At 58.0% G+C, this 19,746-nt stretch carries 22 protein-coding genes and 1 pseudogene; 22 read left to right on the forward strand and 1 reads right to left on the reverse strand.

Annotated elements, in window-relative coordinates:
• Window positions 1-64: 64 nt before the first annotated feature.
• The 9 genes from nifK to GGD67_RS12790 all read left to right on the forward strand — a co-directional run bounded on the left by nifK (window position 65) and on the right by GGD67_RS12790 (window position 8,753).
• Complete coding sequence (gene nifK, locus GGD67_RS12750; RefSeq protein ID WP_104461849.1) at window positions 65-1,621, forward strand: nitrogenase molybdenum-iron protein subunit beta; 1,557 nt, start codon at window positions 65-67, stop codon at window positions 1,619-1,621.
• Between the two features lie 97 nt (window positions 1,622-1,718).
• Window positions 1,719-3,365 (forward strand): nitrogenase iron-molybdenum cofactor biosynthesis protein NifE, encoded by a 1,647-nt coding sequence (nifE, locus tag GGD67_RS12755; RefSeq protein ID WP_179733166.1) that lies wholly within the window; start codon window positions 1,719-1,721, stop codon window positions 3,363-3,365.
• Between the two features lie 9 nt (window positions 3,366-3,374).
• Window positions 3,375-4,784 carry a nitrogenase iron-molybdenum cofactor biosynthesis protein NifN gene (gene nifN / locus GGD67_RS12760; RefSeq protein WP_179733168.1) on the forward strand — a complete coding sequence of 470 codons (1,410 nt, stop codon included), beginning with the start codon at window positions 3,375-3,377 and terminating at the stop codon, window positions 4,782-4,784.
• A complete protein-coding gene (gene nifX, locus GGD67_RS12765) occupies window positions 4,781-5,176 on the forward strand; it encodes a nitrogen fixation protein NifX (RefSeq protein WP_179733170.1) in 396 nt (131 codons plus the stop codon). The genes nifN and nifX overlap by 4 nt, the downstream gene beginning before the upstream one ends.
• Window positions 5,177-5,182: 6 nt before the next feature.
• Window positions 5,183-5,659, forward strand: a complete 477-nt coding sequence (locus GGD67_RS12770; RefSeq protein ID WP_179733171.1) for a NifX-associated nitrogen fixation protein — start codon at window positions 5,183-5,185, stop codon at window positions 5,657-5,659.
• Window positions 5,656-5,856 (forward strand): CCE_0567 family metalloprotein, encoded by a 201-nt coding sequence (locus GGD67_RS12775; RefSeq protein ID WP_179733173.1) that lies wholly within the window; start codon window positions 5,656-5,658, stop codon window positions 5,854-5,856. Before GGD67_RS12770 ends, GGD67_RS12775 begins: the two co-directional genes overlap by 4 nt.
• An 11-nt stretch (window positions 5,857-5,867) precedes the next feature.
• A complete protein-coding gene (fdxB, locus tag GGD67_RS12780) occupies window positions 5,868-6,167 on the forward strand; it encodes a ferredoxin III, nif-specific (protein WP_179733175.1) in 300 nt (99 codons plus the stop codon).
• Window positions 6,168-7,240: 1,073 nt separating this feature from the next.
• Window positions 7,241-7,864, forward strand: coding sequence for a host specificity protein (locus GGD67_RS12785; RefSeq protein WP_246790762.1), 624 nt, complete (start codon window positions 7,241-7,243; stop codon window positions 7,862-7,864).
• A 493-nt stretch (window positions 7,865-8,357) separates the two neighbouring features.
• Window positions 8,358-8,753 (forward strand): Rieske 2Fe-2S domain-containing protein, encoded by a 396-nt coding sequence (locus tag GGD67_RS12790; protein WP_179733182.1) that lies wholly within the window; start codon window positions 8,358-8,360, stop codon window positions 8,751-8,753.
• 9 nt (window positions 8,754-8,762) lie between these two features.
• Here GGD67_RS12790 and GGD67_RS12795 read toward each other — a convergent pair whose 3' ends face one another.
• Window positions 8,763-9,353: a hypothetical protein gene (locus tag GGD67_RS12795; protein WP_179733184.1), complete on the reverse strand. Its 591-nt coding sequence runs from the start codon at window positions 9,351-9,353 to the stop codon at window positions 8,763-8,765.
• A 272-nt stretch (window positions 9,354-9,625) separates the two neighbouring features.
• Here GGD67_RS12795 and GGD67_RS12800 point away from each other — a divergent pair, with 272 nt between their 5' ends.
• The 13 genes and pseudogenes from GGD67_RS12800 (at window position 9,626) to GGD67_RS12860 (ending at window position 18,473) form a co-directional block, all read left to right on the forward strand.
• The gene (locus tag GGD67_RS12800; RefSeq protein WP_179733186.1) at window positions 9,626-9,946 is read left to right on the forward strand and encodes an iron-sulfur cluster assembly accessory protein; all 321 of its coding nucleotides are present in this window, start codon (window positions 9,626-9,628) and stop codon (window positions 9,944-9,946) included.
• A complete protein-coding gene (locus GGD67_RS12805; protein ID WP_409411344.1) occupies window positions 9,925-10,275 on the forward strand; it encodes a NifU family protein in 351 nt (116 codons plus the stop codon). The genes GGD67_RS12800 and GGD67_RS12805 overlap by 22 nt, the downstream gene beginning before the upstream one ends.
• On the forward strand, window positions 10,272-11,444 hold the full coding sequence (gene nifS / locus GGD67_RS12810; RefSeq protein ID WP_179733188.1) for a cysteine desulfurase NifS: 1,173 nt from the start codon (window positions 10,272-10,274) through the stop codon (window positions 11,442-11,444). The genes GGD67_RS12805 and nifS overlap by 4 nt, the downstream gene beginning before the upstream one ends.
• A gap of 5 nt (window positions 11,445-11,449) precedes the next feature.
• Complete coding sequence (gene nifT / locus GGD67_RS12815; protein WP_179733190.1) at window positions 11,450-11,674, forward strand: putative nitrogen fixation protein NifT; 225 nt, start codon at window positions 11,450-11,452, stop codon at window positions 11,672-11,674.
• Between the two features lie 47 nt (window positions 11,675-11,721).
• Window positions 11,722-12,524, forward strand: a pseudogene (locus tag GGD67_RS12820) (SIR2 family NAD-dependent protein deacylase).
• Between the two features lie 394 nt (window positions 12,525-12,918).
• Complete coding sequence (gene nifB / locus GGD67_RS12825) at window positions 12,919-14,418, forward strand: nitrogenase cofactor biosynthesis protein NifB (protein WP_409411360.1); 1,500 nt, start codon at window positions 12,919-12,921, stop codon at window positions 14,416-14,418.
• An 11-nt stretch (window positions 14,419-14,429) separates the two neighbouring features.
• Window positions 14,430-14,654, forward strand: coding sequence for a 4Fe-4S binding protein (locus GGD67_RS12830; RefSeq protein WP_179733194.1), 225 nt, complete (start codon window positions 14,430-14,432; stop codon window positions 14,652-14,654).
• A 345-nt stretch (window positions 14,655-14,999) separates the two neighbouring features.
• Window positions 15,000-15,314, forward strand: a complete 315-nt coding sequence (locus tag GGD67_RS12835) for a nitrogen fixation protein NifZ (RefSeq protein WP_179733197.1) — start codon at window positions 15,000-15,002, stop codon at window positions 15,312-15,314.
• Window positions 15,311-15,550, forward strand: a complete 240-nt coding sequence (locus GGD67_RS12840; RefSeq protein ID WP_179733199.1) for a nitrogen fixation protein NifZ — start codon at window positions 15,311-15,313, stop codon at window positions 15,548-15,550. Before GGD67_RS12835 ends, GGD67_RS12840 begins: the two co-directional genes overlap by 4 nt.
• Before the next feature lie 14 nt (window positions 15,551-15,564).
• On the forward strand, window positions 15,565-15,924 hold the full coding sequence (locus GGD67_RS12845) for a DUF3024 domain-containing protein (RefSeq protein ID WP_179733201.1): 360 nt from the start codon (window positions 15,565-15,567) through the stop codon (window positions 15,922-15,924).
• A 34-nt stretch (window positions 15,925-15,958) separates the two neighbouring features.
• Window positions 15,959-16,228, forward strand: a complete 270-nt coding sequence (locus tag GGD67_RS12850; protein WP_179733203.1) for a DUF6129 family protein — start codon at window positions 15,959-15,961, stop codon at window positions 16,226-16,228.
• Window positions 16,229-16,269: 41 nt separating this feature from the next.
• Entirely contained in the window at window positions 16,270-17,424 is a 1,155-nt protein-coding gene (locus GGD67_RS12855; RefSeq protein ID WP_179733815.1) for a DegT/DnrJ/EryC1/StrS aminotransferase family protein, read from the forward strand.
• 602 nt (window positions 17,425-18,026) lie between these two features.
• Complete coding sequence (locus GGD67_RS12860; protein WP_246790764.1) at window positions 18,027-18,473, forward strand: Rieske (2Fe-2S) protein; 447 nt, start codon at window positions 18,027-18,029, stop codon at window positions 18,471-18,473.
• The last annotated feature ends 1,273 nt before the right edge of the window (window positions 18,474-19,746 follow it).

The following is a 19,746-nucleotide window of genomic DNA, read 5'->3' on the forward strand; positions in this document are numbered from 1 at the left end:
CAACTCATCTCGCTCTCTGGGAAAGCCGGGGCGATACCAATCTCGATAGTGAAGGATTTCGACAATGGCGCAGAGTGCCGAACACGTGCTCGATCATCTCGAACTTTTCCGCGGTCCAGAATACCAGCAGATGCTGGCCAAGAAGAAGATATTCGAGAATCCTCGCGATCCCGCCGAGGTCGAACGTATCAAGGAATGGACGAAAACGGCCGAATATCGGGAAAAGAACTTTGCGCGGGAGGCGCTAGCGGTAAATCCGGCGAAGGCCTGCCAGCCGCTTGGCGCCGTGTTCGCCTCTGTTGGCTTTGAGGGCACGCTGCCCTTCGTCCACGGCTCGCAAGGCTGCGTGGCTTATTACCGCAGTCATCTGTCGCGGCACTTCAAGGAGCCGTCTTCCTGCGTCTCTTCGTCGATGACGGAAGACGCTGCCGTATTCGGCGGCCTGAACAACATGATCGACGGGCTCGCGAACAGCTATAACATGTACAAACCCAAGATGATTGCGGTCTCTACGACCTGCATGGCCGAGGTGATCGGCGATGACCTCAACGCCTTCATCAAAACGTCGAAAGAAAAAGGCTCGGTTCCGGCGAACTTCGATGTGCCATTCGCCCATACCCCGGCGTTCGTCGGCAGCCACGTCACCGGTTATGACAATGCGCTCAAGGGCATTCTGGAGCATTTTTGGGACGGTAAAGCCGGAACAGCGCCGAAGCTGAAGCGCAAGCAGAACGGGGCGATCAACATCATCGGTGGGTTCGATGGCTATACCGTCGGAAACCTTCGCGAGATCAAGCGCATCTTGGCGTTGATGGGCATCCAGCACACGATTCTTGCGGATAATTCTGAAGTCTTCGATACTCCGACCGACGGCGAATTCCGGATGTATGACGGGGGCACGACGCTGGAAGATGCGGCCAACGCGGTTCACGCCAAGGCGACAATCTCCATGCAGCAGTGGTGCACCGAAAAAACGCTGCCATTCGTGGCTGGGCATGGGCAGGAGGTCGTCTCCTTCAACTACCCGGTGGGCTTATCCGCAACGGATGACTTTATCGTGGCGCTGTCACGCATCAGCGGCAAGGAGATTCCCGAGCAACTCGCGCGAGAACGTGGCCGCCTAGTCGACGCCATCGCTGACTCCAGCGCGCATATCCATGGCAAGAAGTTCGCGATCTATGGCGATCCGGATCTTTGCTATGGGTTGGCTGCGTTTCTGCTCGAACTCGGCGCCGAACCGACCCATGTGCTGTCCACCAACGGCAACAAGGCCTGGCACGAAAAAATGCAGGTGCTGCTTGCAAGCTCGCCTTTTGGGCAGGGGTGCCAAGCCTATCCCGGCCGAGACCTCTGGCACATGCGCTCACTCCTGTTCACCGAGCCAGTCGATTTTCTGATTGGCAACACCTATGGCAAGTATCTGGAGCGCGATACAGGAACGCCACTGATCCGCATCGGCTTTCCGGTTTTTGATCGGCATCACCATCACCGCTCCCCTCTATGGGGCTATCAGGGTGGCCTGAATGTGCTGGTGAAGATCCTGGACAAGATCTTCGATGAGATCGACAAGAAGACAAACGTTCTTGGCAAAACTGATTACAGCTTCGACATCATTCGTTGATGAGCGACCGTGCGCGTGCCATCGCCCGAGCACCCGAGGATGGCACAAGCACACGACGGTTGACCATGCAATTAATTTGCGCTGAGAGGAAAAAGGGATGAGTTCACTAGCGGCCACGGTCCAGAATGTTTTCGACGAGCCGGGCTGCGCCAAGAACGGCAGTAAGCCGGAGGCTGAACGCAAGAGGGGCTGCACAAAACAACTGCAGCCGGGTAGCGCTGCCGGGGGCTGTGCTTTCGATGGCGCCAAGGTTGCGCTGCAGCCGTTCACCGATGTCGCTCACTTGGTGCATGGTCCGATTGCGTGCGAAGGTAATTCCTGGGACAATCGCGGCGCGGCGTCGTCAGGCTCGAATCTGTGGCGCACCGCGTTCACAACCGATTTGAGCGAAACCGATATTGTATTTGGAGGCGAGAAGCGGCTCTGCAAAGCGATCAAGGAGATCATCGAAAAGTGCGACCCGCCCGCCATCTTCGTCTATCAAACCTGCATCCCGGCGATGATCGGCGACGACATCCACGCAGTCTGTAAGGCAGCATCTCAAAGGTTCGCAAAGCCGGTGATTCCGATCAATTCCCCGGGCTTCGTCGGCTCGAAGAACCTCGGTAACAAGCTCGCCGGCGAGGCGTTGCTCGATTATGTGATCGGGACGCAAGAGCCGGACTACACCACCCCGTACGATATCAACCTGATCGGGGAATACAACCTTTCGGGAGAGCTCTGGCAAGTGAAGCCATTGCTAGATGAGCTTGGAGTACGGATTCTTTCCTGTATCTCCGGCGATGGCAAGTATTGCGAAGTAGCTTCATCTCATCGCGCGCGGGCGGCGATGTTGGTGTGCTCAAAGTCCATGATCAACGTCGCACGCAAGATGGAGCAGCGCTACGGGATCCCGTTCTTCGAGGGGTCGTTCTACGGTATTCAAGATTCAAGCGAATCACTGCGTCAGCTCGCCCGCTTATTGGTTGAACGCGGGGCGCCGACAGATCTGCTTGGACGCACTGAAGCGGTGATCGAGCGCGAGGAAGCGTGGGCCTGGGCTGCGATCAAGCCGTACAAGCCACGATTCGAAGGCAAGAAGGCCTTGTTGATTACCGGCGGCGTCAAGTCATGGTCGGTCGTTGCGGCACTCCAGCAAGCCGGGCTTGAGTTAGTCGGAACCAGCGTCAAGAAATCAACCAGGAAAGACAAGGAGCGCATCAAGGAGCTGATGGGGCAGGATGCCCACATGATTGAGGACATGACGCCGCGCGAAATGTATAAGATGTTGAAGGACGCAAAAGCGGACATCATGCTATCGGGCGGCAAGTCGCAGTTCGTCGCGCTGAAGGCGGCGATGCCCTGGCTCGATATCAACCAGGAGCGTTGCCACGCCTATATGGGCTATGTCGGAATGGTCAAGCTGGTGGAGGAGATCGATAAGTCGCTCTCCAGTCCGATGTGGGAGCAGCTACGTCGACCGGCACCATGGCAGGCATTGGCCAAGGCGATGGAGCAGATGCAATCGCCGGTGGCGGCGATCGCCTGCGATCCGGCGCTCGCCGAAACCGCGCGCCGTGCGAGGAAGATCTGCGTGTGTAACACGGTCGATCTGGGCACGATTGAGGATGCAATATACGCGCACGGCCTGAGGAGCGTCGCAGCGGTGAGAGAGCATACCAATGCGGTCGGTGGCTGCTGCCAAAGACGCATCGAAGGTATCTTGGTGTCCGGGCCGTCTGCCATGCGACAGGCCGCAGAGTAGGGAGGCGTCATGGCCATCGTCACGGCGCCGACGAAAGCCTGCGCTGTCAACCCGCTGAAGATGAGCCAGCCGATCGGCGGCGCATTCGCCTTCATGGGGCTGCGTGGGGCGATGCCGCTTCTGCACGGCTCCCAGGGATGCACATCCTTCGGGCTCACGCTTTTCGTCCGGCATTTCAAAGAGGCAGTACCGCTGCAGACCACCGCGATGAGCGAGGTCGCGACCGTACTTGGCGGTTATGAGAATCTCGAGCAGGCGATACTGAACATCTACAACCGTACCAAGCCAAAGATCATCGGAATCTGCTCAACCGGTGTCACCGAGACCAACGGCGACGATGTGGATGCCTACCTCAAGCTAATCCGGAGCAACCATCCGCAACTCGAAAAGTTGCCACTGGTGTATGTCTCGACGCCTGATTTCAAGGGCGCATTCCAGGACGGCTGGGAGAAGGCTGTGGCGCGCATTGTGGAGGTGCTGGTGGAAGGGCCCAGCGCCAATGGCCTGCGGGACCCGTCGAAAGTGAATGTTCTGCCGGGATGTCACCTCACGCCCGGCGACCTTGATGAACTCCGTGTCATAGTGGAGGATTTCGGCTTGTGCCCCTCCTTCCTCCCTGACCTGGCGGGATCGCTCGATGGGCATATCCCCGATGAGTTTACGCCCACGACCATCGGCGGCATCGGCGTCGACGAAATCGCGAGCATGGGCCGAGCCGGATGGACGATTGCAATCGGGGCGCAGATGCAGCGTGCGGCAGAGGTCATGCAGGTCAAGACCGGCGTGCCTTTTCGTGTCTTCGAGCGGATGTGTGGTCTCTGTGCGAACGACGAATTCATGGCGTTCTTAAGCGAGATCAGCGGCCGCCCCATACCCTTGAAATATCGGCGCCAGCGCGGTCAGCTCGCCGATGCAATGCTGGACGCGCACTTCCATATTGGCGGTCGCAAAGTTGCTATCGGCGCTGAGCCAGACCTTCTGTTCGATCTGTCCGGCATGCTGCACGACATAGGCGCGCAGGTGACAGCGGCTGTGACGACCACCCAGTCGGAGGTGATCGAGCGGATCAAGACCAAGGAGGTACTCATTGGCGATCTCGAGGATCTGGAAGGGCTTGCCAAAACACACCATTGCGACCTGCTGATCACGCACTCGCATGGCAGGCAAGCGGCGGCTCGGCTGAAATTGCCGTTCTATCGCACGGGTTTTCCGATGTTCGATCGACTTGGTGCGGGACACCAACTGTCCGTGGGCTATCGCGGTACCCGCAATCTGATCTTCGAAATCGCCAACCTCGTGATCGCGCACCGCGAGGAAAACGATCAGCCTACGCCTGATAGATGGCGGACTGCGTCCGGGCCGCCACGTTGCTCGGGCTATCACAGCTCCGCCGGCGCGGCTGGGGGGGCGATTGGATGAAGGTCGCGTTTGCCACTCAGGACCTGAGACGAGTCGATGCCCATTTTGGTTGGGCAAAGAATATCGCAATCTACGATGTCACGCCTGGAGGGCACGTGTTTCTCAAAGCGATTGAGTTTGAGGGCGATCTTAAGGAAGACGGCAACGACGACAAGTTGGCGCCGAAGATCGAGGCGATCAAGGATTGCGCAATCCTTTACGTCGCCGCCATTGGTGGTGCCGGGGCTGCGCGAGTGGTGGCCAACAGGATCCATCCTATCAAGGTGGACAAGCCAGAAAGCATTCTGGTTTTGCTCGAAAAACTCGAGCGCGTACTGAAGGGCACGCCACCTCCCTGGCTACGCAAGGCCATGGCAAAGGACCGAGGGCGTACGTTCGAGTTCGACGAATGAGGTGATATGACCGCAAATATAGAGCAACAGGGCAGCGCAGTCGACGCGCCGTTCCTCAAGGAGTTGATCAAGATTTGGCGTGCTCAGGATACCAACGGAGCTTGGGAGGCGAAGAGCGATCTTGAACTGCTCGGACCCTACATCCTGGACAAGCAGAAAAGGCGCGCATTGCCGATTATCGGTGATCCCGCTCCCGATACACTGTGGCGGCTTAAGCTGTTCTTCGATGCCGTCGCGCTCTCGATCGAGAGGGAGACCGGCGGGATGATCCAGCCGATTCTGGATCTGCATCATGAAGGCTTCGGCCGCATGGTGCTCATCTCAGGCCGGCTGATCGCCGTGAACAAGCAGCTGCGCGACGTGCATCGCTTCGGATTCGATAATTTCGTAAAGCTTGCGCAGGAGGGCGACAAATATGTCAGCGACGGAATCGACCTTATTCGGAAATTTCCGGACGTGGCAAACTATTGGGGATACTCATGAGCGATCGTGAAACACTGAAGGCCGAACTAAAGAAAGTATCCGCCAAGGCGATACAGGCCAAGATGGATCTGCACGACCTTTCGGAAGAGTTACCCATCAATTGGACGTCGATCATGGTGGTGGCGCGGAAGGCGCACGATGCCTATGCTGAATTCGAGCGCAAGAGTCGTGACTTGAAGACGCTCGAAAATAGTTAAAGGAGCCATGCATGTCATTTGCAACGCGCGACGGCCGCGACTGGACGCCACAATACCTGAGCTCGATCGATGCCAAGAAGTGCATCGGCTGTGGTCGCTGTTTCAAGGTGTGCGGTCGAGATGTCATGACGTTGAAAGGAATCAGCGACGAGGGCGAACTTGTCACGCTCGATGACGACGAGGACGATGAGATCGAGAAGAAGATTATGGTTCTGAATGATCAAGGCGCCTGCATCGGGTGTGGTGCATGCGCCAGGGTTTGTCCGGCCAACTGCCAGACTCACACTTCGGACGTTTCTGAAGCGGCGTGAGCGAACACACCTCGTCCTTTCGCGGCACTCATGGTGGGGACGGCGCGCCAGAAGGATCTCAATCAAACATTGAATGGCTAGATCGAGCGAGCTAAGGCGCAAGCATTGCCCGGTGGTGGTTGGGCGACGGCTAGGTTATGCCGATGCAATCGCCGTTGCTCACAAACCACTCGTCTCCAAGGTCCGCCTATTCGTCAAAGGCGAGCCGTGCCTCCCGCGGCGCTAAGTAGATCCATGTGCCCGTCATGATTAAGTCCGACGAGCACAGTTCAAGGCAGGTAGCCAATTTCGATTGGAGGGGATGCTGTGCATGTCTGCTTACGATCAGGAGAAGCTTACTTGTCCGCCGCGCTGCCGATCGTGGATAATGATGTCTGCCTAGTGGTCGAGTCTAGAACGTGATGTACTGGGAACTCCTTAGTTGGTCTTTTTGCGCACGCCCGGTGGCGGAGGACATTTCGCTGCCCAGTACACCGTGGTTGCAATAGGGCACGTGGACATCGAGAGCACATCGCAAATCAGGACACGGAGCACTTGGCACGCAGGTCTCTTACTGTCGTTGGGCGGGTACCTGGTAGGGCCGCGTACCCATCTGCTGATAGGATCCTGCGAGTGATTATCATTAGACGTCGGTCTTTTTGACGGATCGGCAGCGGGCGATCTTACGTCCGATTCTACCCACAGGATCTGGCTTGTCGCAGCGACTATCTGTAACTCACGCGCAGAGTGCGTCGGCCGAAGCGCCCGGAGTACTTTGGTCAGATTGTGGTCAGCTAGGAATCCTATCCTAGCCGGCAGAGCTTGCACGGCACGAGCTCAGTTGCGTGCAACTTTGCCGATAGGAGAGCGCTCTCATGTATGGCAGAAGCGTTGGCTCATCCAGCCAGTTCACACCCGGTAACCAAACTGACGATTCATCAGAAGCGGGAGGTAGTCCCCGGTTTGCGGAAACAGTTGCAGGAATGGAGCGAGGTGGCTCGTCATCCGAACCAGCGGCGTCATACTCTCTCGTTTCCAAAGCGCCCATTAGAGAGATCGACCGAGAGTCCTTCTTGCGCGGAGCTGAGAGATTCTTGCGCAATGATATCAGGCACATCGCCGAGAACCCAGATGAGTACTCGGACTTCGTCTCCCAGAAGGCTGAGCGCGCAGCGACGGTTGCTGGAAGTTACGTTAACACCTACGACGATCCAAATAAGCCGGCACGATTTTACAGCTACCGGTTGGGCGACGAAGTTGTCGGGCTTCTAAGAGCAGGAGGCCCGGCTCGGATTAAAGGAGACCATTTTCAGCAGCAGTTTGGGCGCAACGATATCACATCCGTGGTTGATCTTAGGGTGACTCATCCGCTTGTCGAGAACGCTGGCGATATCTTGCTAGAACATCAACTGCGAGAGGACGGGGACCATCCGCTGATCTTGTCGCGGCCGGCCCTAGCGGGCATGGAACCTCGTCTAGCGGACATGGGTTTTGTTCAGGTGGGTCGTAACCACTGGGTGCTTGATCCTCACCAGCGCCCCGATGTGTGGGCGAAGAACGAAAACGACGAGTGGCAGCGGGTAGGCAAGCCTACGAAGTATCTTTCCAAAGATGGGGGCAGTGATGTCGGTCCTCAGAGAAGCTACGAAACGGATTCGTCGGACGATGACCCTTCATTTTACTTGGAGCGCGCTCTTAGTGGGATGCACATGGAGTAAATTGGCTGCAATAGCAGCAACGGGCCTGAAATGACGGACATTTGTCCGTTCTATCCCGGGCTCAACGGTCTTGCTTCAAAGGGGGGCGCACGCTCGCTGCGTCGCCCCCGGCTGAAACGTCCGTTCAACCTTTCTCCGAAGGTGCTTACGAAGCTGCGGTGGGATGCGCGATCCCGAGGGGGCGTAACGGGGGCTCCCTACGGAGTAGCCATCAACGAGCAGCAATGACCAGCCACCGCAGGCAGCTATCGGCAAATAGTGCAGAGGGCTTGGACCCGAAAGCTGCAGCGGCACGGCCTTCATGGAAACGGCAGCAAGGCCCAAAATTGTCGAACTGATTGGTCTGAATTATGCGTCGGGTAATTGGGTGAGCCAGCAACGGCTGGCTTGCGCGTTGGATCACCACAGACACTATCAGCCCGGCACTTGTACGGTTCTTGCAGGTTGATTGCAAAGCGACAATAAAAAGCGTCTTGCAATAAATGGGCGATAAATGAAGTCAAATCCCATCTACGCGATCTGCAGCTTTAACGACATTCCGAGCCGCCAGGCCATGGGATTCCACCTCATGGTCGTCGATGATCACGGCAATCACCGGCCGTGGTCCATCATTGTGGTGCGCTGGGGCAAAAGGGTGCTTGGCTACGCCAATAAATGCCCACACAACGGCGTCAATTTGGACTGGGAGCGGAACGAATTCCTCGACCCATACGGTATCCGGCTGATGTGCGGCAAGCACGGTTCGACCTTCGAACTCGGCACCGGCCGGTGCGTCGAAGGTCCATGTCAAGGTAGAGCTCTCACGCCGATCGCGTTGGCAGTTCTGGATGGTGATATCTGCGTCGTTGGTGTGCATCTTGTCGAAGAAGTTGCATCGGCCCACACCTGAAGACCGCGCTCAGACGGGCCGGTTCTCGTTGCGGTTTTTCACGGGCTCCATCCTCTTTAGCCCGTCGTCGTACGAGATCTCCTCATAGGACAGGTCGAGATCCTTTGCGGCATCGAGGAGGTAATCAAGCTTGCCGCCCGGATCGAGCTTCTTGATTTCGTCCTTGTTGAGCCCCACCAGGTCCATCATCTCCTTCCAAACCGTGGATTCATCGCACGGTAGAATATGGAACATAATATCACCTAACTTCACTCGGTACTTCGCCAGCAAGTCAGTGTTGTTGCAGAACATGAAGTAGCTGCCGGTTGGGCTTAAGGCGCCGTCAAGCACGGTCGCGACGTCAGCAAGATAGGCGAAGGAATGCAGGTAGCCGGCCAGCACCGGAATAGTGCGTTCGCCGTCCTGCGCGATCGTCAACACCTGCTCAATCGAATATTCTGGCGGCCGTTTCTCGTCCGCGACCTGAGTCTGGAATTTTAGTGCGACGTCGCCGCGAAAGCCGAACCTGCCCGGCTTGGTAGTCCCGCCTTTGAGTACGGCATTGAGCAAGCGGCCCTCCTTCTCAAGTCTGCCGAGTGCGGTGTTCTCGATTGCAGTCATTAAATTCGTCCTCGATCTAAGCTCTTCACCGACGCCTTTGCCGGTCCCAGATGCGATGCAAATTGCTTGCCGTCGCACGAGTAGGGGCCTTCGCCGTAGCTTAGAAAGAAAATGCCTCAGTGGCTGCGATCGCATCAAGGAGCCTTGTCGGGAACGCGACACCGGTTCCAAAGCAAACAGGCGCGATCCGAAAAAGTGAGCATCATGAAGCGCCTGCGCGCTGGCACGTGGCTTGCCCTTAGCAGCTATATCCAAGCTGATGAGGGAAAGCCGTGATCAACCTGACGGATAGCGCAGTGAATGCAATCAAGAGCGCGATTTCATCCTCGACGCACCCGACTGGCGGTCTGCGCGTCATGATCGAAGCAGGCGGCTGCAATGGATTCAAATACAAGATGGGTCTGGTCGAAGAACCGAAGCCTGGCGACACCGTGATCGAATGCGACGGGCTGAAGGTGTTCGTCGATAACAAGAGCTGTGAGCATCTGATGGGCACGACCATCGATTTCGTAATGGCGCTGGAGAGTTCTGGCTTTACCTTTCACAACCCGAACGCCACCGCGAACTGCTCATGCGGAAAATCGTTCAGCTGATGAGACAAATCGTTCAGCTGCTGAGAAGGTCATCGGAGCATGCCGGCGGAACCGGACAACTGAGGCAATCGTCGTCCACTGCGACAGACCGAGAGCGTCGCATTCGCGGCGCAATCGAAGAGATCCGACCCAATCTGCAACGCGACGATAGCGACCGTCACCTGATGGGGATCGATGGCAGCAGGGTCATGGTCAGGCTCACCGGTGCCTGCACGTTGTGTAAGCTTTCGATCGTGACGCTGAAAGGCATTCAGGCGCGGCTGGTCGGTAAACTCGGCGAATTGGTTCGCCTGATCCCCGTCGCTGCTGCAGGCGAGGCAGTGCATTGAGCGAAAATCGAGTGCCGATCTACCTCGATAACAATGCAACGACGCGGACGGATCCATCCGTTGTGCAAGCCATGTTGCCGTTCTTCACGGAGCAATTCGGCAATGCTTCGTCCACGCATGCCTTCGGCAGCGAGGTCGCAGTCGCTGTGAGGCAGGCCCGGCGTAGCTTGCGGGGCCTACTAGGGAACGCGTACGAACATGAAATCGTTTTTACCTCGGGAGGGACTGAGGCCAATAATGCCGCGGTCCTCTCTGCGCTTGCGATGCAGGAAGGCCGCGACGAGATCGTCACCACCTCAGTTGAGCACTCCGCCGTTCTTGCGCTAACCGAGCAATTGGCGGCAAGAGGAGTCAAGACGCGCATCGCACCCGTAGATGCCCACGGCCGGCTCGACATCGAGGCGTTTCGCGGCGCACTCGGGCCACGTACAGCGATTGCCTCGGTTATGTGGGCCAACAACGAGACCGGAACGATGTTTCCCGTGGAGTTTCTGGCCGGGTTGACCCGTGAGGCGGGCGCGCTGTTTCACACCGATGCGGTCCAGGCCGTCGGCAAGGTGCGCGTGAACCTAAAGGACAGTGCGATCGACATGCTGTCGCTATCCGGGCACAAACTGCACGGCCCCAAGGGCATCGGCGCGCTATATTTGCGCACAGGGACAAAATTCCGGCCGCTGATCTGCGGCGGATCACAGGAACGGGGGCGCCGCGGCGGAACTGAGAATATTCCTGGCATTGTCGGCCTGGGAAAGGCCGCCGAGCTTGCGGCGGAGCGGCTCGAATCGGAGCGCGTTCGCATTGGCGCGTTGCGCGATCGCCTTGAGCAGGGAATTTTGCACAATGGCGAGTGCGTCGTGCTCGGCGATATCAGCAATCGATTAGCGAACACGGCCAATATTGCTTTCGATCATCTCGAAGGCGAAGCCATCGCGCACCATCTCAATAGGGCGGGCATTGCCGTGTCGCTCGGATCAGCCTGCAACGCCGGCTCAATGCAGCCATCCCATGTTCTGCGTGCCATGCAGGTGCCGGCGTGGCGGATGCGCGGGGCGGTGCGCTTTTCTCTGTCGCGTGAAACCTCCTTCGCGGAGGTCGACGAGGTCGTGTGCGCAGTGTCCGACATCGCGGATCGCCTGCGCACCACCTCGCCCGTCGCAGTCAGGGAGTAGAGCTCGTGAAAATCATGATCCGCCGGTCTCCGGACGCGGGCCTGTCGATCTACGTGCCAAAAAAGGATGTCGAAGAGCCAATCGTGGAATCCGAGTACGAGACGCTATGGGGCGGCTGGATCAAAGTAGCTAATGGCTGGGTGCTCGATTTGCCAGAGATGGCGAGCGACACGCGGTTACCGATCACAATCAACGCTAAAAAACGGGGCGAGAACGGGGACGTTCCGTGAGGGCGTCCCCGCAGATCGACTTTATCGATGCTGCCGACGCAAAGGCGATGCTCGTGGACATCGCTGCCGGCCTGAGGGCCGCGAGCATCATTCTATCTCGGTCCTGGCCTCGCCGAATTGTGCAGATCCGGTATGCCGACCACGCCAGAAGCGTTGGCCAGCTTCTTCGCTAGCAAGGTTGCGCTGCCGCGGCGGGCTAGGGGCAATGCGTGGGCGTCGGCGCAGCATATCGAGATCAGCAAACACCGGTCCGCCGTGACGGCATTGATGACGCAGGCCTTCGCTCGGCCAGTCGAGCCGACGCGGTTGCACCATCATCTTGCGTCCCTGTCGCTGCCTGTCATAGTCGACGCGTGGTATGATGCCGCCATGCGCGCGGCGCTGGGTAAGCGCGATGGATGGGGCGAAGTGCAGGGTATCACCCGCGTCGGCATTGGCGAGAATCGCTGGTATCGCTTTTACGATTCACTTGGCCAAGAGGCCGACGTGCCTTGGCCGGCAGCTGGGCGACGGTGTTGTACAATCCGCATGGCAGCGTGGAGCCGGCCAACTTATCTCCGACTCTGACTATGTCGAGGCGTTGACCGAAATCGACATTCAGACACCAATTCCGGACATCATCAAGGAAAGGCGAATCGGACAGACCTTTCTCTTCATCGGCTGTCGCTTCAACGACCAGCTGTTGCGTAGCTATGCCCGGCAGATCATCAAGCGCTCGGCCGACACCCACTATGCGATCGTTGATCCGGACGCGCTCTCTCGCAACGAGCTCCGCTTTCTAGTCGAGCAAGGCCTTACACCGCTTGCGATTGGGCTCCCTGCCGCGGTTGAGATACTGGTCACCCATTAGCGTCTTTGTGAAGCCGAATCCCCAGCTCGTATCGACATATTTGCGAGAGCCGCAACGCGAAGACCCGTTCAGATGGAGCCGGGCTCCGGCACTCAGCGCCTGAATGAATGCGCAAGCCATGGAGCGCTGCGTGAGAATGACGACGTATCTGTCGCATTGTCAACAAGCGCATCATTGCATGCTCTTACATGCGCCAGCGCCGATCGTTTCCGCTAACTCGTTGGCGTATGGCTCCAATTTCATCGTCTCCGCCATGGCATGCAAGTTGCTACCCAGCTTCTTGAGGCTCGCTCACGGATGGTCCTGGGGCCGATGATGCCTGCAGGGAAAAATGAAAATGAACGCGGTCGTCGGACGCGGAAAATATGTCAAAGCTGTAGTGGATAGCGGCAAGATGAAGCCGGCCGCCGAGCATAAGGGCTGCCGCGCTTCGGCGAAAACCGGGCAGGCGAGCTGCGGCTCGCAGGCAGGTCAAGGCGATCTGCCGATCGAAATCTGGGAAAAGGTCAAGAACCATCCCTGCTACAGCGAAGAAGCGCATCATCATTACGCCCGCATGCATGTCGCGGTCGCGCCTGCCTGCAACATCCAGTGCAACTACTGCAACCGAAAATACGACTGCGCCAATGAATCGCGTCCGGGTGTGGTGAGTGAGAAGCTCACGCCTGAGCAGGCGGTAAGAAAAGTGCTCGCGGTCGCGACCACCATTCCGCAGATGACGGTCCTTGGCATCGCTGGCCCCGGCGACCCCCTGGCCAATCCAGCAAAGACGTTCAAGACGTTCGAGCTGGTCGCCAAGGCGGCTCCGGACATCAAGCTGTGCCTGTCAACCAATGGACTGGCGCTGCCGGACCATATTGATGCCATCGCCAGGTTGAAAATTGACCACGTCACCATCACTATCAACATGGTCGATCCCGAAATCGGCGCCAAGATCTACCCGTGGATCTTCTTCAACCACAAGCGCTACACCGGCATCGACGCGGCAAGGATACTCACCGACCGCCAGCTGCAAGGCCTCGAGATGCTTAGCGAACGGGGTATCCTATGCAAGGTCAACTCGGTGATGATCCCAAACATCAACGACGACCACCTGATCGAGGTCAACAAGGCGGTGAAGTCGCGCGGTGCCTTCCTTCACAATATCATGCCGCTAATCTCCGCGCCCGAGCACGGCACAGTATTTGGCCTCAACGGTCAGCGCGGACCGACGGCGCAGGAGTTGAAGGCGCTGCAAGATGCTTGCGAAGGAGAGATAAAAATGATGCGGCATTGCCGCCAGTGCCGCGCCGATGCGGTCGGTCTACTCGGGGAGAATCGCAGCGCAGAGTTCACCACCGATCAGGTCATGAGGATGGACGTCCAATATGACTTAGAGATGCGCAAGGCATATCAGGGCAAGGTAGAGGATGAGCGTGCCGCCAAAGCCGCGGCCGCCCAAAAGGAGCTTGCGGAATTTGCCGGAGAGACGAGCGCGATCACTCTTCTAGTGGCCGTCGCAACCAAGAGCTCGGGGTTGATCAACGAGCACTTTGGGCATGCAAAGGAATTCCAAGTGTACGAACTTTCTACATCCGGCGCCAAATTCGTCGGCCACCGCCGCGTGGACGTTTATTGCCAAGGCGGTTATGGCGAGGAGGACAGGCTTTCCGCCATCATGCGTGGCATCCATGACTGCCATGCGGTCTTCGTGTCGAAGATTGGCGGCTGCCCGAAAAGCAATCTGATCAAGGCGGGGATCGAGCCGATCGATCAATACGCCCATGAGTTCATTGAGAAGTCGGCGATCGCCTGGTTCAAATCCTATCTGGACAAGGTGAAGCGCGGGGAGATCCAGCACGTGCAGCGCGGCGACGCCGCGATCCGGCAAGGATCTCTGATCTCTGCAGCGTAAAGGGGGAATATGTGCCATTCAAGATCATCGCCTCGCAGTGTACGAGCTGCTCAGCCTGCGAACCCTTATGCCCGAACGTTGCCATCTCGGAGAAGGGCGGGGACTTTGTCATTGAAGCGGCGAAATGCACTGAATGTGTAGGCCATTTCGACGAGCCGCAATGTGTCGCCGCCTGTCCGGTCGACAATACCTGCGTGGTTGACACATCCTTGCCTCGCTACCACGCGCCAGCCTAAAGCGTGAGGCCCATGAGTGGCGTGCCAAGAGCTGGTGCTGAAAGCGTCGTAAGCTTCGTGCTGCGCGTTGGCGGCGGCCCAGGCCGCCTACGTTCGGTCCTCCATCACGGACGACGGCCGCGCTGGATTGCCCTGCGATCGTGCTGTTGCTGGTCGGCAGCACGGCCCTGGTGCGCGCGATGCTCCAAAGGCGCTTCGCTATGCCGAGAGCGGCCTTCTCGGCAGCGCTGCCATCGTGGTTGTGACTGACAATGCCGCGCGAGGATGAAGTGATGCAGGATCTCGCCTGCGGTGGGCGAGGCGGCTCCCCGCATCTCTAAAGGAGCGATGCATGAGGAGCGGTACATGAACAACATCGTTCGCGACAGCGACGTCGTCGAGCTCAGCGAACCACCTGTCTTCAGCTTTGGCCAAAAGGTGCGAGCTAATTGCACCATCCGCAATGATGGCACCTATCGCGGCAAGGAGATTGGCGACGTTTTAGCCAAGAAGGGAGAGGTGGGTTACGTCGTATCGATCGGGACGTTCCTGCAGCAGTTCTACATCTACGGCGTCGAATATCTGGAAAGCGGCTACCGAGTTGGCATGAAGCGCAAGGAACTGGAGCCGGTGGATGCCTGCGAGGAGGTCGATGATCTGCCGTTGCCGGAGGAGTCATGACGCATCGCGGCTTTCCGAAATATCGGCGTGGCCAGCGGGCCAAGACCGAAGTCGAGCTCGTCAACGACGACTCATTTCCCGATACGGAGCCCGAGAGAGTCTTGCTCGTCGCCGGAGCGACCGGCGAGATCATCAACGTCGCGATCCATACCGAAGCGAACGTGCCGATCTACATTGTCGATTTTGATAAGCAACTGCTCATCGGCTGTCTTGAAGCAGAAATCACAGTGTTTTGAATGGAGGCTTTCGCATGAATGCTGCGCTGATGAGAAAGATAAAGGCGGGGCTAGTGCCTCACCCCAACGAGCTCGATCGCAAACGGATCGAGCGCGGCTTGAGCTCGCGCAAGCGCTATCTCTACGTCTCGCCGAACGTGACGCCGGTGAGGGGCGGCTACCTCGTCGAGAGCCCGTGTTGCTCGCGTAACATCAACAAAGATGGCGCTCTCATCGATGTCGCGCTGATTCTATATGATGCCGTGAGCGGGGTCTGGAAGCTGTTTCGCAAGAACCACGCGGGAGGAATCTGGGAGTTTTACAGCCTTTGCCATCGGTTGACTTCGGCAATCGACGAATTGAATGCGGATCCGGAGCGTCTGTTTTGGCAATGACGGCCCGCCTTTCGCCAGTCATAAAGGAGCCACGATGGCGCTCACCGCGAAGGAAGTGATCGAAATCGAGCGGCTGCTTGCAGCCGATGGCGCCGAGATGCGCCCGTTTGCCGAGCTGCGGCGCCGCTTTCCGCAGCTTGCTTGGGTGCGCTGTGATGCGTCGGATGTGCCGCACCAGCCGTTCCGGCAGTTTCCGAGTTTCGACCTTCATCTGATCGATGGATCGGATCACTGCGTGCAGATTACGGCCGATCCGACGCGGGCGACCGGCATCGTATTGGCCAAAAGGAATGTTGGGCTGTGAGCACTGAACTAGCAGAGCATCGGCTTGGTGGCGTGCACACTGTGGACGAGAGTACATCATTCATTCCACTGTCCGATCCCGATATCACCTTCGCCGAGCTCTCTGCCGTGGAAACGCTGCTATGTTCGCCGCAGATCTCCAACGGGCGGATCACCGAGGCGTTTGAGCACGCTTTCGCCGCCTATCTTGGGCGCAAATATGCTGTTGCGGTCTCGAGTGGTACCATCGGGCTCCTCCTTGCGCTGAGGGCGCTCGGCATTGGCCCGGGGCAGGAGGTTATCGCCTCGCCCTACTCCTTTCGTGAGACCGCGCATGCCATCAGTCTCGCAGGCGCACGAGCGGTATTTGCAGATGTCGACTATTGGTCGGGAGCATTAGTCCCAGCGAAGGCCGAAGAGCGCATCACGGCCAACACGCGAGCGATTGTCGCCGGCAATCCCAACGGTCATCCAGCGCCATGGTCGGAGCTGCGAGCGGTCGCGCAGCGCCATCAGCTGCTGCTTTTGGAGGATTCCACCGAGGCGATCGGATCGAGTTACATGGGTGAGCTCGTCGGCCGGTTTGGCGACCTCGCGGTATTCGACTTTGCTCAGCCGGTGGCCCTAACCTGTGGCGAAGGCGCAATGGTGGTGACCGACGATATCGACATCGCGCTCGGCTTGCGCCGCCATCGCGCCCATCGCCTGGACGAGCGTTCTTCCGTTGTTGTCGGTAGCACGGCGCCTTATCAGGCCGGCATGAGCGATCTCACGGCTGCCTTGGGCCTAGCGCAGCTCAAGCGTCTCGATGAAATCCTGGAGCGGCGTCGGTTCATCGAGCAGCTTTATAACGCGCATATGCAATCATTTGAGGGCCTCAAGCCGCCTTATGTTGGCCCCGATGTAACCGAGGTGAACTGGTTGCTTTATCTCGTTCATCTGGGGACACGCTTCACTCGATCGGGGCGCGACGCCATTATCGATGATCTGCGCGTCGCGCAGGTTGAATCCGCCGCCTATAGCCAACCGCTGCACTTGCAACGCCACTACTTTGACGTCGGCTATCGGCGTGGCGATTTCCTGGTTGCGGAAAAAATATCAGATCGCGCTCTTGCGCTTCCGTTTCACACCCATCTCACGAACAAGCAGATCGAGTTCATCGTCGAGACCATGAAAGATGCGTCGATCAACGTGGGAGCGGGTGCGGCGATTTACTGAGATGCGCGTCATCCACGACACGAAAGAACGAGGATTGAATTGCGATGAGCGTGGTGTTTCTCATCGCGAGAGCAAACGGACCGAGGATATGTCGTTTGTCGCAGCGTTGTCGGACACATCGTGATCCACATGGCGGGAGCGCGCCGGATGCCGCTGGAGGCATGCACTCGTCTTAAGGCCGCAGGAGAAATGCTCCCCAGCGAGCGCGAAGAAGATCTACTCGCTAGCAGAGAAGGCGGCGCGTCCAAGGCGCGGCTTGAGAGCCTACGCGTCAAGAGGCCCCAAACCAAGCACATTACAGTCGAGATTCTCGGTGTCCGCTCAGGATCTCTAGGGTTACCAAGACAGGGGATCGGTATGAACTCGCAACAAGTCATCATCCACGTCCGCTTCGCTCCGAACGGAAGGGTGATCCAAATCAGCGAGCGTCCGGCGAAGCTCACGCCGAACCAGTGGTTTGACGTCCTCAAGACCCGTGCCAGCTCGGCTTATCGGCCGCTCGCTCGTGGCCGTGGGATTTTTCAGCTGAGCCGGACTGCGATCCAAGCCTTCAAGCAGGAAACTGCGAGGCCGGGATGCGCGAACCTATAATCGGCGACCCGATGAGCGGTCACATCGAGGTTTTTGCCGTCTGTCCGGCCGATGCCATCAAGCGGAGTGAGGTCATGGGCTTTAGCCTGTCGCGGATTGATGATAGGGGCGAGAGCCGGCCGTTTCCAATTAGTGTGGTGCGCACCTTCGGCAATGACTACCTCGTTTACGTCAATCGTTGTCCGCATGAGAGCGCCTGGCTCAACATGGGCTCCGGTGCGTTTTTCTCGGCGGACCGCGCCTTTCTCGGATGCGGCCGGCACGGTGCAAGATTCGAGATCGACACTGGAATGTGCATCGACGGTCCTTGCGATGGACAATCGCTTGAGCCGGTAGCGCTCGCCGTGATCGAAGGTGAAGTCTGCCTGTGCGGTGTCAAGCTGCTCGAGGACGATCGGTTTGCTGACCCCTTCGGGGACAGCGACGAAACCATGGATATCACGATCCATCCGGACTAACGGGTCTATAGCTTTGTTGTGCTCAAGCTGCCTGAGGCGATTTGCCTCTCGGATGAGGCCATTGTACTCATGAGCGTTTGGCAGATGCGTGTCACAGCTTTTGATTTGTGAGACAGAACGGACTGCTCGTCGGATTGGGGCCTTGCACTCCGCGATCTCCGCTGCACCAACAAGCTGCTCTTGCGCTGGCTCGTCAAATCGAGCCGGCAGGCGGGATATGCTTTCCTGTTGCCGGCGATATATTTGAGCGGGAAATGCCCCCGGCGGCTGGAAGTTCGCCGAGGGCATCGTCTGGGCTTGGAGAACGGCGGGACCCAGACTGACAGGACCGTTTGGCCAGGAGGAATGACGATCCTGTGTCAGAAGGCCAGACGGCGCAGCCAGCATTATTCCCTGCGCTGCAACTGCCATGCCAAACCTCGGTTCGTGCGACGCTCTCAGCGAATGGCGCCACCATCGTCAGTTAGGGCCGGCTAGGAGCAAATGCATTCATGGGCTCGCGTTCGTTGTTTCGCATTTGCAGCTGCAAGCGTGTCTTGATGCGTATCGTGCGAAGTGTGGTCCCAATTTGGGACAGCTGTGTTGCGGTTTAACGTTGCTGCCGACGGGGATGGCGATCGGCTTGGTCTGCAGCCTCAAAGGTGGCTCGTCGATCAGTCCTGCCTCGTTGGGCTCTCGCGACAGGCGCTATCTGGTGAGCAAACGACAGATGGGCAGCGGCGGAACGCAGCGTCCAGCTTCAGGGCGAAAAAGATGCCGTGGGCTCGTGCTGGTCAATGCGGCCAGCCGATCACCCATGGCAGAACAACGGCGCGCGATTCACCGCACGATCTTTGAGCTCCTCGCTAGGCGGCTCGAGGGTCATGAAGATCACTGCTCATTCCAAGATATGATAGCGCAAGAGCTCGGTAAAATAAACGAGAGTCGTGGTTGTTCTGCGTACGAACTGCAGAAGGTTGAAGGGTCAAACACTATGCGAGATTTGTCGTGTCCGAAACAGAAGCGAACGACATTGTCGCAACCGTCGCAATGATTGTTAGTCGCGCAAAGCAAGGGATCGATGCAGAAACGAACGTTACGCATGTGGTGTGTAATTTGCTTTGGAGAAGTTGGATGGTGAGCAAGGATCGCGATGAGGGCAGAAGAGGTCGGAATTGATCAAGGAGGCTGCTCTGGACGCGAAGACATCTATCGCTGATCTTCAGCGACGACAATCACTATGGCGCCCGCTCATTTTGCCTGCTTTGGCAGGCGCGAGTGGGAATCATTAGCA

Origin of the sequence: Bradyrhizobium sp. IAR9 (assembly GCF_013408065.1) — a bacterium.
Classification (GTDB): Bacteria; Pseudomonadota; Alphaproteobacteria; order Rhizobiales; family Xanthobacteraceae; genus Bradyrhizobium.

Bases quoted from the DNA above. Each gene is read 5' to 3' on its own strand.
- nifK (WP_104461849.1), top strand. From the start codon at position 65: ATGGCGCAGAGTGCCGAACACGTGCTCGATCATCTCGAACTTTTCCGC.
- nifE (WP_179733166.1), top strand. From the start codon at position 1,719: ATGAGTTCACTAGCGGCCACGGTCCAGAATGTTTTCGACGAGCCGGGC.
- nifN (WP_179733168.1), top strand. From the start codon at position 3,375: ATGGCCATCGTCACGGCGCCGACGAAAGCCTGCGCTGTCAACCCGCTG.
- nifX (WP_179733170.1), top strand. From the start codon at position 4,781: ATGAAGGTCGCGTTTGCCACTCAGGACCTGAGACGAGTCGATGCCCAT.
- GGD67_RS12770 (WP_179733171.1), top strand. From the start codon at position 5,183: ATGACCGCAAATATAGAGCAACAGGGCAGCGCAGTCGACGCGCCGTTC.
- GGD67_RS12775 (WP_179733173.1), top strand. From the start codon at position 5,656: ATGAGCGATCGTGAAACACTGAAGGCCGAACTAAAGAAAGTATCCGCC.
- fdxB (WP_179733175.1), top strand. From the start codon at position 5,868: ATGTCATTTGCAACGCGCGACGGCCGCGACTGGACGCCACAATACCTG.
- GGD67_RS12790 (WP_179733182.1), top strand. From the start codon at position 8,358: ATGAAGTCAAATCCCATCTACGCGATCTGCAGCTTTAACGACATTCCG.
- GGD67_RS12795 (WP_179733184.1), bottom strand. From the start codon at position 9,353: ATGACTGCAATCGAGAACACCGCACTCGGCAGACTTGAGAAGGAGGGC.
- GGD67_RS12805 (WP_409411344.1), top strand. From the start codon at position 9,925: ATGCGGAAAATCGTTCAGCTGATGAGACAAATCGTTCAGCTGCTGAGA.
- nifB (WP_409411360.1), top strand. From the start codon at position 12,919: ATGAAGCCGGCCGCCGAGCATAAGGGCTGCCGCGCTTCGGCGAAAACC.
- GGD67_RS12835 (WP_179733197.1), top strand. From the start codon at position 15,000: ATGAACAACATCGTTCGCGACAGCGACGTCGTCGAGCTCAGCGAACCA.
- GGD67_RS12840 (WP_179733199.1), top strand. From the start codon at position 15,311: ATGACGCATCGCGGCTTTCCGAAATATCGGCGTGGCCAGCGGGCCAAG.
- GGD67_RS12845 (WP_179733201.1), top strand. From the start codon at position 15,565: ATGAATGCTGCGCTGATGAGAAAGATAAAGGCGGGGCTAGTGCCTCAC.
- GGD67_RS12850 (WP_179733203.1), top strand. From the start codon at position 15,959: ATGGCGCTCACCGCGAAGGAAGTGATCGAAATCGAGCGGCTGCTTGCA.
- GGD67_RS12860 (WP_246790764.1), top strand. From the start codon at position 18,027: ATGAGCGGTCACATCGAGGTTTTTGCCGTCTGTCCGGCCGATGCCATC.